Source organism: Vibrio coralliilyticus, from assembly GCF_024449095.1.
Classification (GTDB): Bacteria; Pseudomonadota; Gammaproteobacteria; order Enterobacterales; family Vibrionaceae; genus Vibrio; species Vibrio coralliilyticus_A.
The window spans coordinates 2,473,671-2,486,917 of sequence record NZ_CP024627.1 but is presented as its reverse complement, the minus strand read 5'-3'; the positions used below and the strand labels follow the sequence as shown (position 1 = coordinate 2,486,917).

The following is a 13,247-nucleotide window of genomic DNA, read 5'->3' as shown; positions in this document are numbered from 1 at the left end:
GAATGCCGAATCACAAAGGATCTATAGATGAGCCTGAACTTTTTAGAATTTGAAAAGCCTATTGCAGAACTTGAAGCTAAGATCGAAGCACTTCGTGGCGTTTCTCGTCACGGTGGTGACTCTGGCGTTGATCTGGAGAAAGAGATCGAACAGCTAGAAAAGAAAAGCTTGGAACTGAAAAAGAAAACCTTCAGTGACTTAGGCGCATGGGAAACAGCTCAAATGGCTCGTCACCCTCTGCGTCCTTATACACTGGATTATGTAGAGCATGTTTTCACTGAGTTTGAAGAACTCGCGGGCGATCGTGCTTATGCTGATGATAAAGCGATTGTTGGGGGGATGGCTCGTCTTGATGGCCGTCCTGTGATGATCATTGGCCACCAAAAAGGCCGTGAAACCAAAGAAAAAGTAAAGCGCAATTTCGGAATGCCAAAACCTGAAGGTTACCGTAAAGCCCTACGCTTAATGGAAACGGCTGAGCGCTTCAACATGCCAATCATCACGTTTATCGATACTGCAGGTGCGTACCCAGGTGTTGGCGCTGAAGAACGTGGTCAGTCGGAAGCGATTGCGAAAAACCTTAAAGTAATGGCTGGTCTAAAAGTGCCTGTTATTTGTAACGTGGTAGGCGAAGGTGGTTCTGGTGGTGCACTAGCTATTGGCGTAGGCGACTACGTGAACATGCTGCAATACTCGACTTATTCTGTTATTTCTCCGGAAGGTTGTGCTTCCATCCTTTGGCGTGATTCAGACAAAGCGCCACAAGCGGCAGAAGCAATGGGTCTGATTGCTCCGCGACTAAAAGAACTTGAGTTGATTGATGAAATCATCGAGGAACCGCTAGGTGGTGCGCACCGTGACCACATCCAAATGGCGGCGAACATGAAAGCAACGCTCATTAAACAGTTGGATGAACTACAGCACTTTGATAATGATGCGCTACTTGAACGCCGTTATCAGCGTCTGATGAGTTACGGTTACTGCTAATTTTAGCAACCCAATAGAGAAAGGCTGAACTCAGGTTCAGCCTTTTTTATTTAGGATGATAGACTAACCTTATTCGCAGCGCTTTTCTTTGATTATGAATTTATATCAACACTTTTCTACGTTTATTGACCAATACCAGCATTCTAGAGGTAAGTTAGTGCTTGCTCTTAGTGGTGGCCTTGATTCGCGAGTCTTATTGGCACTAATGGCGAGGTATCGCCGTGAACATAACAAAACGTGCGTGGTTGTACATGTCCACCATGGTTTGAGTGCCAATGCGGATGAATGGGCGATGCGTTGTAAGCAATGGTGCTTAGAAGAAAAGATGCCTTTTTATATTGAGAAGGTAATACTGGAAAAGCAAGGGAAAAGCATAGAAGAAAGTGCGCGAGAAGCTCGATATCAGGCGTTAGGCAAGTACATAGGCCAAGGGGATATATTGCTTACGGGGCAACATCAAGATGATCAGCTTGAGACTTTTTTACTTGCCTTAAAACGTGGTAGTGGGCCGAGAGGACTCTCGGCAATGGCACAAGTGATGCCTTTTGCTGAGGGAGAACTTCTTCGTCCGCTCCTCTCTGTTCGCCGGTCCGAAATCGAGGCTTTTGCTACTGAGCATAAACTGAGTTGGGTTGAGGATGAGAGCAATCAGGATACTCGATTTGACCGCAATTTCATCCGTCATCAAGTCTCTCCAGTTATGACTGAACGATGGCCTCATTTTCCCCAATCTGTGCAACGCAGTGCTGAACTTTGCTCTGAGCAGGAGCAACTACTGGATGAATTACTTGGTGAGCGGGTTGAGTGTATTACCCATCAGGATGGGAGTTTATACATTCAAGCGTTATCTGAAATGAGCCCTCTAATGCGCAGTCGAATTGTTCGAATGTGGTTGTCTAAACATCAAGTGCGTATGCCGAGCCGAGAACAATTAAACAAAATCTGGTTAGAGGTAGCACTGTGCCGTCAAGATGCGAATCCAATTCTAGTGTTGAGCGATGGTCAGGTTCGTCGTTTTGAACAGAGGTTATATATTGTGAAGCAATGGCAAGAGCTATCTGGATGGCAGCAAGGCATTTCTCTCAATACATCTGTTTCTTTGCCCGATGATCTGGGAACGCTAATCTTATGTCCTAGTACGCGTGGTAAACTTTCTCTGAGTGCACTTCAAGACGAATCGTTGCAGATCACGTTTGAACCTCAAGGTTTGAATGCTCGTCCTGTTGGGCGTAACCACAGTCGAAAGTTGAAAAAGTTGTTTCAGGAGTATGGTATGCCTAGTTGGTTGAGGCGTCGCTTACCCATTATTATGAGTGGGGAGCATGTCGTCGCCGTCGCAGATTTGTTTGTTGATCATCGCTTTGCAGGTCAAGATTGTGAACTTGTCTGGGACAAGTCAACACCAGCTGTGTCAAAATTGTATACATAAAAACGCACAACTAAAGTGGAATTATAAGGAAGAGCAATGAAAAAAATCGCGACTGGAATAGCCATTGGAATGAGTTTACTGGCAGGGCAAGTGATGGCGGCCGGTGATGTCGCTGCTGGACAAGCAAAAGCGGCCGTGTGCGCAGCTTGCCATGGTGCTGATGGTATTGCTGTGATCCCTGGTTACCCAAACCTGAAAGGACAAAATGAACAGTATATCGTGTCCTCAATTAATGCGTATAAAAACAAAGAGAGAACTGGTGGACTGGCTGCAGTGATGCAAGCGCAAGCGTCCATGCTGAGCGATGCAGATATTGCTAACTTAGCCGCTTATTATGCAAGTTTGAAGTAATTGTAAATTCCAGATAAATAGCCCGAGCATCAAACGCTCGGGCTTTTTATTGCTTGTTTATCATGGGATAATAAGAAAAATTGCTGAAGTTTAAGGGATGAACATGAAAAAAATCGAAGCCATTATTAAGCCATTTAAGCTAGATGATGTACGTGAAGCGCTGGCGGAAGTAGGCATCACGGGTATGACAGTATCGGAAGTCAAAGGTTTTGGTCGTCAAAAAGGTCACACGGAGTTGTACCGTGGTGCAGAATATATGGTGGATTTCCTGCCAAAAGTGAAACTTGAGATTGTGGTGACTGATGACGTTGCCGAGCAATGTGTTGATACTATTGTTGATACGGCTCACACCGGGAAAATAGGTGATGGTAAAATCTTCATTACAGACATTGAGCGAATTGTTCGCATTCGGACTGGTGAAGAAGACGAAGACGCGATTTAATTTGTTTTATCGAAAGAGCCGTGAGGCTCTTTTTTATTTGTGGTGATGTAAATGAAAAAAAAGCTTGTATTGCTTAGCCCGTTCATTGTGTTAGCCATGGTTGTGTTCGGGTTTCAAATGGTGTTTTCCCTGCCGGATAAACCTCAGCTTTCTACTATTTCTTCACAAGATAACGCTCTTTCATTGCAATGCTTTAATAGCGCACATACCGATTACATTGATAAAGACCGTCAGTTAAAGGTGTTGGTGTGGAATATATACAAACAAAACCGCAGTCATTGGCGCCAAGAGCTCACTCAATACACGCAAGATAAACAGTTGGTATTGCTTCAAGAAGCCAGTATGAGCCCAGAGCTCAAAGGCTGGATACAAGAGTCAGGATGGTATGGTAATCAGGTTAATGCATTCAAAGCGTTTAAGTACAGCGCAGGGGTACTCAATCTCTCCGCTCACACGCCGCTAAAAGCATGTGCTTATACAGAGTTGGAGCCATGGCTTCGCTTACCTAAGTCGGCGATTTACGCCACCTACCCCTTGTCAAACGGACAGCTGCTCGCGGTAGTGAACATTCATGCTGTTAACTTTACCTATGGTACAAAAGAATATCAGAATCAGCTAGGAACATTGGTCACTGAGTTAACCCAGCATACTGGCCCCATTGTGATTGGCGGTGATTTCAATAGTTGGAGTGAGCAACGCTTGAAAGTGATGAAGCAAGTGCTGGATGCTCTCGAAATGGAAGAAGCCAGCTATGAGCCAGACAATCGCACCCAATTTATGACTGGTTTACCGCTGGACCATGTCTTTTATCGAGGTTTGACGCTAATAAAAGCAGAGGCGCCGGAATCCGACGCCTCTGACCATAATCCGATTGAAGTGACATTTCAGTTAACTGATGGCGATATATAGCGCCCAAATGAAATAGTATGCTACCCAAGGCAATGCTGAAATGACAAGTGCCTGACCGCGTTCAAATTCAGTCCAAGTCCCTACCGCAGCGTAACCTAAGGCAATGTACCATGGTAGAAGTAGTGGGAAGGAGCTAGCAAACTGAGACCATTGATTGGTTAGAGGCAGTTTTAACAAACCATTGAGGCTATTTAAATCTGCGGCGTAGACCATCACTTGACCGTGTTTGAGTAGCAAGCTCACATAACTTGCCAAATCACCAATAATAGCGGGAAAAACCACGACGGTACTCGCGGCAAACCAACGCCAGAATCCATGTTGGTGCTGGCTTGGTTTGGTTGCAAGATTGAACCAGAAGGCCAACATCACAATGGTCAGAGTTCGCCCTACAACGTCACTGATGATCTCACTGGCCATCAGGGTGTTGGCATCCAGTAACTCAAGTTGTTTTGGGTTTGTCTGAGCCAATTGAGCAGAGAGTCCCTGTTTTAGCCATTCGAAATCAACGATGTCGAAGTAAGCGCCCCAAAAAAGAAATGGGGTTAACATAAGAACAACGTATGTTTGCCAGCCCCAAGCGCCACGCTGATAAAGTGCAAGAAAACACGCGCTAGGTGAACGAAAGATATCCACCAGCATAATTAAAGGGTTCGAGGATGGCGTCATACACTCACCTTAGTGACATCGACATAGAGTTTGAGCTTTTGTCCCGGCTGCAGGTATTTCTTTTTGCTGAGCCCGTTCCATTTCACTATATCATTGGATTTAACTTTAAATTTGTTGGCAATACCGCTGATGGTGTCACCAGACTTCACACTATAAAAAACGGTGCGGATGATCGCGCCGTCTGAGCTGTTTTTCCAAATAACCAACTTTTGCCCAACGCGTAAAGTGTCTCTTGGTCCCATACCATTCCATTTAGCGAGAGACTGATGGGAAACTTTGTTTGCGCGCGCAATACTCCACAAGCTATCCCCCGATCGCACAGTATGAGTGAGCTTGTATTGACCGCGTGATTTAGCCTGAGTTTTAGCCAGCCGGTTGGTTGCACTGAGCGTATAGGCACGTTCATCTTTCGTAGAGGTCGGGATTATCAGGTGCTGTCCAACACGGATATTGTGCCCGTTAAGGTTATTCGCTTTTTGGATGACCTTAGTGGTAGTTTTGTATCGAGTGGCAAGTACACTCAAACTGTCGCCGGATTTCACTTTATAGCGAACGACCTTCATTCCTTTACCGCGGTTTTGAGCGACTTTAGTCTTAAAGGCAGCAATTTTTTCAATTGGTAGTAAGATCTGGTGTGGGCCGTCTGGTGCCGTTGCCCACTGGTTGTAGGCTGGATTGAGGCTTTGCAGTTGTTTGACAGTCATGCCTGCGTAGTTTGCTGCAATGGCCAGATCAAGTTGTTCTTTGGGGTCAACCAAGTCAACAACTGGTTTGTTGGCAATTGGCGGGATATCAATGCCGTACTTGTCCTGATTCGCGATGATATCTGCCAATGCAAGTAATTTGGGCACATAACCACTGGTTTCTTTCGGCAGATCAAGAGAGAAAAAATCCGTAGGCTTGCCTAGCCTAGTATTTTTTCTGATCGCACTGGAGACTCGTCCTCCTCCACTGTTGTAAGCCGCAATGGCATGGGTCCAGTCTCCTTTGAATCGCTTATTTAGTGCCACTAGATAATCGAGCGCAGCGTCAGTCGATGCAGCGACATCGCGGCGGCCGTCATACCAGAAGTTTTGTTTAAGTCCATAGTATTTACCCGTCCCCGGAACAAATTGCCATAAACCGGCTGCACTACCATGGGAGTAGGCAAAAGCATCAAAGGAACTTTCAACGATAGGCAAAAGCGCTAACTCTAAAGGCAGATCGCGTTGCTCAATTTTTTCGGTGATGAGATAGAGGAACGGCTGGGCACGCTCAGAAACGGTTTTGAGGTGGTTGGGGTGCTTTAGATACCAAGTGCGGTAATAATCGACCATTTTGTCATCAGGGATCGGAAACTCGAGCTGCATTGCGATACGCTGCCAGACGTCTTCCTGAGACTGGGGCGTCACGATGGGCTTAGAGGGGATAGCCGATTCTGAAGGTTGAGCAGCAGGTTTGCTTGACGCTACTGCTGGTGGGGTATTGGTCTCTGTAGAGGCGGATTTATCGCTCTCTGTCTGCTGGGTAAGCTGACATCCTGTTAGTAGTAGTGCTAATACCCAGCTGTGTTTTACTCGCATTGCACAGCCCTTTTTTTATTTGGCTGCTGATAATACTTGTCTAAATATGGAGGTGACAAGTTGCAAAACGTTAAAATTCGTTCTTCCACTCACGTAATGCCGTAAAAATGGCGAGTGAGTCCGTTTGTTGGGTCCGGTTGGCCACCGAGCGTATGATGCTTTGTTGATCTGTTCTTAGGAATGGGTTGATCCATTTCTCTTTGCGAATAGTGGTGGGTAAGGTCGGTTGATTTTGCGCTCTGAGGCGGTTCACTTCATCACGGTATTGCTGAAGTAGCTCGTTATCGGGCTCAACGGCTAAAGCAAAGGCGACGTTGCTAGCGGTGTACTCATGAGCACAGTAAACCTCGGTCTCTTCGGGTAGAGCAACCAGTTTATTGAGTGAGGCATGCATTTGCTCCATGGTACCTTCGAATACCCGACCACAGCCAGCTGAGAAAAGAACATCGCCGCAGAACAGTTTTCCATCACCGACATAGCCGATGTGTCCGCGGGTATGGCCTTCTAATCCTAAAACAAAAAAGATTTCACCAAATAGCTCAATTTGTTCACCGGCCTCGACAGCATGCGTCAAGGTTGGAACCGGTTCATTGGCTGGGCCCACTACGTCGATACCAGGAAATTGCCTGACCAACTCTGGGACACCACCGATATGATCATTATGGTGGTGAGTAATTAGGATCGCCTCTAAGCTTAACTCGTGCTGTTTAAGGTACTCAAGTACGGGAGTCGCGTCCCCAGGATCGACAACAGCACAACGCTGATCGCTATTTTGAATCAGCCAGATGTAATTATCATTAAATGCAGGTATGCTTTTGATATCTAACATAGTTGTCTCTCCGGTTACCAAGAGTGAAGCAGGTTAATTATGAAGCCAGCACGCAGTAATAAGAAGCTCGAAAAGCCTCATTCATGGTCTCAGCTTAAGAATGGCCTGTGGGTCAGTGAATCAATACAAACTCGTGTTGATGAATGGTGCCCAAAACTATTTGGCTATCATATGCTTAAGCTGGGAGGGCTGAGCTGCGAGTTAACCAGCTTTAATTGTAATATTCAACACCAAGTTAACCTTGATATCCAGAACCCTTTGCATAACGTGATTGCTGATGGCTACAACTTACCATTTCTTGAAAAAAGCTTTGACGTGATTGTGATGGCGCATCAGCTTGATTACTGCAATGACCCGCATCGAATGTTGAGAGAAGTCGATCGTGTGATGATCGATGATGGGTATTTGATCATTACTGGCTTTAATCCGATCAGCTTAACGGGCTTGTCGAGCTTGATGCCATGGCGCAAGAACAACTTGCCATGGAGTGGGCGCATGTTTACTCCAAATCGTATTCGTGACTGGCTGAGTGTTTTGAATTATCAGGTGATTGAGTGTGACAGCTATGCCCTGTTTCCAATGCAGAAATACCGCACCATGTGGACTTGGCTGGAGAACAGTTTAGGCGATTGGGCATCTCCTATGGGTAGCCTATATTTTATTGTTGCCCGCAAACGCACTTACCCGCTTAAACCGATCAAGCCACATTGGAAGCTAAAACGAAAATTGACGCCGATTGGCGTCAATTACAAGGTGTCGAGCAAAGTAAAGTCGCACTAGTTAGGTTGGTAACCTGTATCTTCTTCTGTTGGGTTTTCGGCAGCGGCTCTAGCTAATTCATCACACATTTCATTTTCTCTATGCCCTGCGTGACCTTTGACCCAGCGCCAGTCAATGGTGTGGCGTGCGGTTTCGGCATCAAGCGCTTTCCATAAATCGGCGTTTTTAACCGGCTTTTTATCAGCCGTCTTCCAATCACGTTTTTTCCAATTGTGAATCCACTGTGTAATACCTTGGCGAACGTACTGGCTGTCAGTGGTGAGTATGACTTCGCACGGTTCTTTCAGTGTTTGTAGTGCGACTATGGTTGCCATCATTTCCATGCGATTGTTGGTGGTTAGGGTGTAGCCTTTAGCCAGCGTTTTTTCGACCTGCTTATAGCGTAAAACGATACCGTAACCACCTGGCCCCGGATTACCTAAACAAGAACCATCTGTGAAAATTTCCACCTGTTTCGTCATGATTTGATACTATTGGGTTAAGCATATTATTGGCATAGTCTGACACACAATTTGTTATGAATACCAGCAACAATTCTAACCACAACCGTATCGTGGTACTCGATACCGAAACCACAGGTATGAACCGTGAAGGCGGTCCTCATTATCAGGGACACCGTATTATTGAAATCGGTGCTGTTGAAATTATCAACCGTAAATTAACGGGGCGTCACTTTCACGTTTACATCAAGCCTGATCGCGAAATTCAGCCGGACGCAGTGGAAGTCCATGGTATTACTGACGAGTTTCTGGTCGATAAACCTGAATATCAGGATGTACATAGCGAGTTTCTTGAGTTTATTAAAGGTGCCGAGCTTGTTGCCCACAACGCGCCCTTCGATACTGGCTTTATGGATCATGAGTTCAGTATGTTGGACCCAAGTATTGGCAAAACGGAAGACTACTGTAAGGTCACGGATACCCTTGCCATGGCGAAGAAGATCTTCCCTGGTAAACGTAACAACCTCGATGTGTTGTGTGACCGCTATGGTATAGATAACTCTCACCGTACGCTTCATGGAGCTTTGCTCGATGCGGAGATCTTGGCTGACGTCTATCTATTGATGACAGGTGGCCAGACCTCATTACAATTTAACCCTGGCAACGCAGAGGGCAATGTGGGAGGCGAGTCAATAAAACGTGTGGCTGGTGGACGAAAATCATTAAAGGTTATCCGTGCAACAGCCGATGAATTAGAAGCACATCAAAATAGACTGGACTTGGTGGAGAAAAGCGGAAGCTGTCTCTGGCGTCAGTAGGAGAAGGAATGTTGAGGATTTGGTTTGCCCTGTTGGGCTTGTTAGTCAGTACCTTAGGTTTTGCGGAAGAATCCTCAATGTCATTACTCGACAATCGTTTTCGAGTTGATCCCACCATCAAACAAATTACCTTTGTGATCTATCGCGCTGAACGCTCAAGGCCGGTAGTATTGGTTCGCCCTGACGGAAAAAAGTACTACGCTTGGCGTAGCCCAGATAACGTTCGTTGGTACCAAGAACCAACAATGGACATCATATCGATAGATAATCCCATGCCTGGCCCTTGGCAGGCTATCGGTAAAGTGACACCCAAGAACAAGATAATCCTTATTTCTCACCTTGAACTGTCCACCGAACAGATGCCAGCGCGCTTGTTCCAGAATGAACAGATAAAGTTTACAGCAAGGCTCACCTCTGATGGCAAACCTTTGGTATTGAGAGACTTTTTAGAGCGCGTCAATTTAATGGTGACCTTCACCAAATACGTTGAAAATGAAGAGGAATTGATTAAAGAGGCAAAACCGATCCCTTACACTATCGGTGAGTTTGCCGATGATGGCCGTGGTTTAGATGAAGTGGCAGGAGACGGTGTATTTACGGTATCACTGAATATTTCCCCAGAGCCGGGTAAATACCGTGTTCGTATTACGTCGGGCAATGGGGTCTTCCTCCGTGCGCAAGAACAAGAGGTTTTGGTATACCCAATGCCTATTCAAACGACCTTTATTCAAAGTCGCGAAGAAGGGGTGGAACACAAGGTCGTCGTCTCTGGTGAGCAAGGTATGATTGAACCGGGGAGTTTGGCGGCGCAAATTGTGCACAAATCACCAGATAATAGTGAAGTGACGGTGGCTGAAAGTGCAGCGGAAGCGTCAGAAAAAGTCGAACTAAAGATCCCATACAATGGCGAAATTGGTAACTATGCTTGGATGGGGCAAGTTTTTGCTACAGAAATGGGGTCGGGGCGCCCACTCGCTTTTCCGGTTCAAGAGCACACTTACAGTGTGTTGGAAGAAGTCGACTTTTCCGAAACTCGTCGTTTACAGGAAGAGGAACGCATGCAGCAGTTGAAATTGATGGAAGAAATGCGCTTGATCCAGATGAGAGAAGAGAAACGCATGCGCACCTACATCATCATCGGAGTGGGTAATATCGTGATGATTATTCTTGGCTTAGTTGTTTGGTTTGTGATGCGTAAGCTCAGAGCTAAGAAAGAAATGATGCCAGAGATGCAGTTAGAGATGCCCAAGAAGTAGCACGTTTAGGAAACTGAAAGCACAAAAAAGGGCTGCATTGCAGCCCTTTTGCGTTGATGTAGATTAAGCCACTTCATCCATCTGAGGGGTTAGCTCTAGTGGTTTGGCAGCTAAGTCCTTTGGGGCAAAATCATCCACATTAATCACGTACAGGCGATGTTCTTCTGCATTACGCAATAATTGTGCTTCGGCTGAGTCGATAATTCCCTTTTCCAAACCGATATCCGCGATTAAATCCAAACGAAGGAATGGACGGCGTTCGTTGATGGCTTTGCACACTTTAGTGAACACAGGCTCTGCTTCAAGAATAATGTGCAGCGCTTCTTCAATCTTACCGGCAGGATTAAATTCACTAGCTTGGAAATACTGGTTACGGCCTAAACGATCTCGGGTTGCAGACGGTGTCTGTAGGATCTGAGCAACTTGGCTGTCAATTTTGTCGTTTGGCGCTTTGCGTACACGACCAAATGGTAGAATCATGACACGTAAGGCTTTACCCAGCCATTTATTTGGGAAGTTCGCTAAGAACTCGTCAATCGCTTCTTCGGTCTGCTTCAAACTGTCTTGAAGTCCCCAGTGCACCAATGGAAGATCATCGGCAATACGACCATCATTCTCAAAGCGCTTCAAAGTTGCTGAGCTAAGGTAAAGTTGGCTTAAAATATCCCCTAAACGGGCTGATAAACGCTCTTTACGCTTCAATGAACCACCAAGAACAGCCATGGAGATATCTGATAAGAAAGCAATGTTTGCACTGTAGCGGTTGAGCTGCTGATAGTAGCGAGTGGTAGAGTCTTTTACTGGTGCTGAAGAGAATCGGCCGTCAGTTAGTCCAAGCCAGAAGCTGCGTACCAGGTTGCTCATGGTGAAGCTCACATGACCTGCAAGGGCTGAATCAAATTTCTCTAGGGCATCAGAAGAATCCGAGTAAGCGGCATTCATCTCTTCTAGAACATAAGGATGGCAGCGAATAGCGCCTTGACCGTAAATGATCATAGAACGAGTCAGGATGTTCGCACCCTCAACGGTTACCGCGATTGGTGCGCCTTGATAACCGCGAGCCAGGAAGTTAGAAGGCCCCAAGCAGATACCTTTACCACCGACGATATCCATTGCATCAATGATGCTTTGTTGGCCACGATGAGTACAGTGGTACTTTACGATTGCGGAGATAACCGAAGGCTTCTCACCCAAATCAATACCGGCGACAGTCAGGTTACTGGCTGCGTCCATCACGTAAGCGTTACCGCCTAGACGCGCTAATGGCTCTTCGACCCCTTCCATCTGGCCGATGGGTTGTTTGAACTGGCGACGAATACGTGCATAAGCCCCTGTGGCTAGTGCGGCAGTTTTAATGCCACCAGTAGAGTTAGAAGGCAGTGTGATACCACGCCCAACGGATAGGCATTCAACCAACATACGCCAGCCTTGACCTGCCATCTTCGGACCGCCGATGATAAAGTCGAGAGGTACAAATAGATCTTCACCACGAGTTGGACCATTCTGGAATGGTACGTTGAGTGGGAAATGACGGTTACCAATCTCAACACCTTTGAGGTGAGTTGGAATAAGAGCACAAGTAATACCTAAATCTTCTTGCTCTCCTAATAGACCTTCTGGGTCTCGCAGTTTAAAAGCTAAGCCTAGTACAGTCGCCACTGGAGCCAAGGTAATATAGCGTTTGTTCCAAGTCAGGCGCATACCAAGTACGTCTTTGCCTTCCCACTTACCTTTACATACCACGCCAAAGTCAGGGATAGAGCCCGCGTCAGAGCCAGCTTCTGGGCTAGTTAGAGCAAAACACGGAATTTCCTTACCTTCTGCAAGGCGCGGTAGGTAGTAGTCTTTTTGCTCAGTCGTACCATAATGCTGTAGAAGTTCACCTGGGCCCAGTGAGTTTGGGACGCCAACTGTAGAAGAAAGGACGCCAGAGACACCTGTCAACTTCTGAAGAACAAGAGACTGTGCATAGGCAGAAAACTCTAAGCCACCGTATTTTTTCTTGATGATCATGGCAAAGAATTTGTTGTCTTTGAGGTATTGCCAGACTTCTGGTGGTAGATCAGCCAGTTCATGCGTGACTTGGTAATCATTCACCATAGCGCACACTTCGTTAACAGGGCCATCTAAGAAAGCCTGTTCTTCAGCAGTTAATGTAGGTGATTGGATGTCATGCAGTTTTTTCCAGTCTGGCTTGCCTTTGAACAATTCAGCTTCCCACCATACGGTACCGGCATCGAGTGCTTCTTTTTCTGTTTGTGACATCGCAGGCAAGACTTTTTTGAACAAAGTCAGCGCCTTCTTACTGATCAAAGATTGACGTACTGAGGGAATAGCAACCACTGCTGTGGCGGCAATAAAAAGAATCCAGCTCAGTGAGCCCGCAGCACCGAAGGCAGAGAGTATGGCCAGAGTGACTGTCAACGCGGTTACCGATTTGGCTAGGGAGGTTCGATGGTAGAGACAGACCGCTAGAACCGCAGCAAATCCGAGTATAGAGAGCAAAATGTCCATAGTAATGTTCCTTGTTCGGCGTTTTTGAGCATTTTTACGCCGTTATTTATAAAGAGGTCCAACCAGTTAAAGTGTAATCAAAATATTAAAGAAATGTAAAACCTAAAATTGCCCAAAAAGTGATCTGAGTAGAGTGAAAATTCTAAAAATGAAGAGGCGGACGGTTTTTGAAGAGGTCGAAACCGAATAAAGACGCAAATGTTTGCGGGCAGCTATCGACAGTGAGAATTGTTTGAGTAAACTCTGACTATAACCATGGCGACG

General features: G+C 46.1%; 13 protein-coding genes. 8 read left to right on the top strand and 5 right to left on the bottom strand.

Features of this window, described 5'->3' with window-relative positions; translation table 11 throughout:
* The first annotated feature begins 27 nt into the window (after positions 1–27).
* From accA to CTT30_RS11745, 5 genes are all read left to right on the top strand, one after another.
* A complete protein-coding gene (gene accA, locus CTT30_RS11765; protein ID WP_239864987.1) occupies positions 28–987 on the top strand; it encodes an acetyl-CoA carboxylase carboxyl transferase subunit alpha in 960 nt (319 codons plus the stop codon).
* Positions 988–1,081: 94 nt separating this feature from the next.
* Positions 1,082–2,416 (top strand): tRNA lysidine(34) synthetase TilS, encoded by a 1,335-nt coding sequence (gene tilS / locus CTT30_RS11760; RefSeq protein ID WP_252035228.1) that lies wholly within the window; start codon positions 1,082–1,084, stop codon positions 2,414–2,416.
* 36 nt (positions 2,417–2,452) lie between these two features.
* Complete coding sequence (locus CTT30_RS11755; RefSeq protein ID WP_239864983.1) at positions 2,453–2,767, top strand: c-type cytochrome; 315 nt, start codon at positions 2,453–2,455, stop codon at positions 2,765–2,767.
* Between the two features lie 103 nt (positions 2,768–2,870).
* Positions 2,871–3,209, top strand: a complete 339-nt coding sequence (gene glnB, locus CTT30_RS11750) for a nitrogen regulatory protein P-II (protein ID WP_239838390.1) — start codon at positions 2,871–2,873, stop codon at positions 3,207–3,209.
* Between the two features lie 51 nt (positions 3,210–3,260).
* Positions 3,261–4,118 (top strand): endonuclease/exonuclease/phosphatase family protein, encoded by an 858-nt coding sequence (locus CTT30_RS11745; RefSeq protein ID WP_252035227.1) that lies wholly within the window; start codon positions 3,261–3,263, stop codon positions 4,116–4,118.
* On the opposite strand, the gene CTT30_RS11740 is transcribed toward CTT30_RS11745, so the two are convergent.
* The 3 genes from CTT30_RS11740 to gloB all read right to left on the bottom strand — a co-directional run bounded on the left by CTT30_RS11740 (position 4,098) and on the right by gloB (position 7,175).
* A complete protein-coding gene (locus CTT30_RS11740) occupies positions 4,098–4,784 on the bottom strand; it encodes a YIP1 family protein (RefSeq protein WP_239838388.1) in 687 nt (228 codons plus the stop codon). The two genes, CTT30_RS11745 and CTT30_RS11740, sit on opposite strands and share 21 nt — an antisense overlap.
* The gene (locus CTT30_RS11735; RefSeq protein ID WP_239864981.1) at positions 4,781–6,346 is read right to left on the bottom strand and encodes a lytic transglycosylase; all 1,566 of its coding nucleotides are present in this window, start codon (positions 6,344–6,346) and stop codon (positions 4,781–4,783) included. The genes CTT30_RS11740 and CTT30_RS11735 overlap by 4 nt, the downstream gene beginning before the upstream one ends.
* A gap of 70 nt (positions 6,347–6,416) precedes the next feature.
* Complete coding sequence (gene gloB / locus CTT30_RS11730; RefSeq protein WP_239864980.1) at positions 6,417–7,175, bottom strand: hydroxyacylglutathione hydrolase; 759 nt, start codon at positions 7,173–7,175, stop codon at positions 6,417–6,419.
* A gap of 39 nt (positions 7,176–7,214) precedes the next feature.
* On the opposite strand from gloB, the gene CTT30_RS11725 reads away from it, so the two are divergent.
* Entirely contained in the window at positions 7,215–7,955 is a 741-nt protein-coding gene (locus tag CTT30_RS11725; RefSeq protein ID WP_239838385.1) for a methyltransferase domain-containing protein, read from the top strand.
* Here the strand turns inward: CTT30_RS11725 and rnhA are convergent.
* Positions 7,952–8,416, bottom strand: a complete 465-nt coding sequence (rnhA, locus tag CTT30_RS11720; protein WP_239838384.1) for a ribonuclease HI — start codon at positions 8,414–8,416, stop codon at positions 7,952–7,954. The genes CTT30_RS11725 and rnhA overlap by 4 nt on opposite strands.
* A gap of 56 nt (positions 8,417–8,472) precedes the next feature.
* On the opposite strand from rnhA, the gene dnaQ reads away from it, so the two are divergent.
* Positions 8,473–9,213, top strand: coding sequence for a DNA polymerase III subunit epsilon (dnaQ, locus tag CTT30_RS11715; RefSeq protein WP_239838383.1), 741 nt, complete (start codon positions 8,473–8,475; stop codon positions 9,211–9,213).
* A gap of 8 nt (positions 9,214–9,221) precedes the next feature.
* Entirely contained in the window at positions 9,222–10,469 is a 1,248-nt protein-coding gene (locus CTT30_RS11710) for a TIGR03503 family protein (RefSeq protein WP_252035226.1), read from the top strand.
* A gap of 63 nt (positions 10,470–10,532) precedes the next feature.
* On the opposite strand, the gene fadE is transcribed toward CTT30_RS11710, so the two are convergent.
* Positions 10,533–12,983, bottom strand: coding sequence for an acyl-CoA dehydrogenase FadE (fadE, locus tag CTT30_RS11705; protein ID WP_252035225.1), 2,451 nt, complete (start codon positions 12,981–12,983; stop codon positions 10,533–10,535).
* Positions 12,984–13,247 lie beyond the last annotated feature (264 nt).

Bases quoted from the DNA above. Each gene is read 5' to 3' on its own strand.
- accA (WP_239864987.1), top strand. From the start codon at position 28: ATGAGCCTGAACTTTTTAGAATTTGAAAAGCCTATTGCAGAACTTGAA.
- tilS (WP_252035228.1), top strand. From the start codon at position 1,082: ATGAATTTATATCAACACTTTTCTACGTTTATTGACCAATACCAGCAT.
- CTT30_RS11755 (WP_239864983.1), top strand. From the start codon at position 2,453: ATGAAAAAAATCGCGACTGGAATAGCCATTGGAATGAGTTTACTGGCA.
- glnB (WP_239838390.1), top strand. From the start codon at position 2,871: ATGAAAAAAATCGAAGCCATTATTAAGCCATTTAAGCTAGATGATGTA.
- CTT30_RS11745 (WP_252035227.1), top strand. From the start codon at position 3,261: ATGAAAAAAAAGCTTGTATTGCTTAGCCCGTTCATTGTGTTAGCCATG.
- CTT30_RS11740 (WP_239838388.1), bottom strand. From the start codon at position 4,784: ATGACGCCATCCTCGAACCCTTTAATTATGCTGGTGGATATCTTTCGT.
- CTT30_RS11735 (WP_239864981.1), bottom strand. From the start codon at position 6,346: ATGCGAGTAAAACACAGCTGGGTATTAGCACTACTACTAACAGGATGT.
- gloB (WP_239864980.1), bottom strand. From the start codon at position 7,175: ATGTTAGATATCAAAAGCATACCTGCATTTAATGATAATTACATCTGG.
- CTT30_RS11725 (WP_239838385.1), top strand. From the start codon at position 7,215: ATGAAGCCAGCACGCAGTAATAAGAAGCTCGAAAAGCCTCATTCATGG.
- rnhA (WP_239838384.1), bottom strand. From the start codon at position 8,416: ATGACGAAACAGGTGGAAATTTTCACAGATGGTTCTTGTTTAGGTAAT.
- dnaQ (WP_239838383.1), top strand. From the start codon at position 8,473: ATGAATACCAGCAACAATTCTAACCACAACCGTATCGTGGTACTCGAT.
- CTT30_RS11710 (WP_252035226.1), top strand. From the start codon at position 9,222: ATGTTGAGGATTTGGTTTGCCCTGTTGGGCTTGTTAGTCAGTACCTTA.
- fadE (WP_252035225.1), bottom strand. From the start codon at position 12,983: ATGGACATTTTGCTCTCTATACTCGGATTTGCTGCGGTTCTAGCGGTC.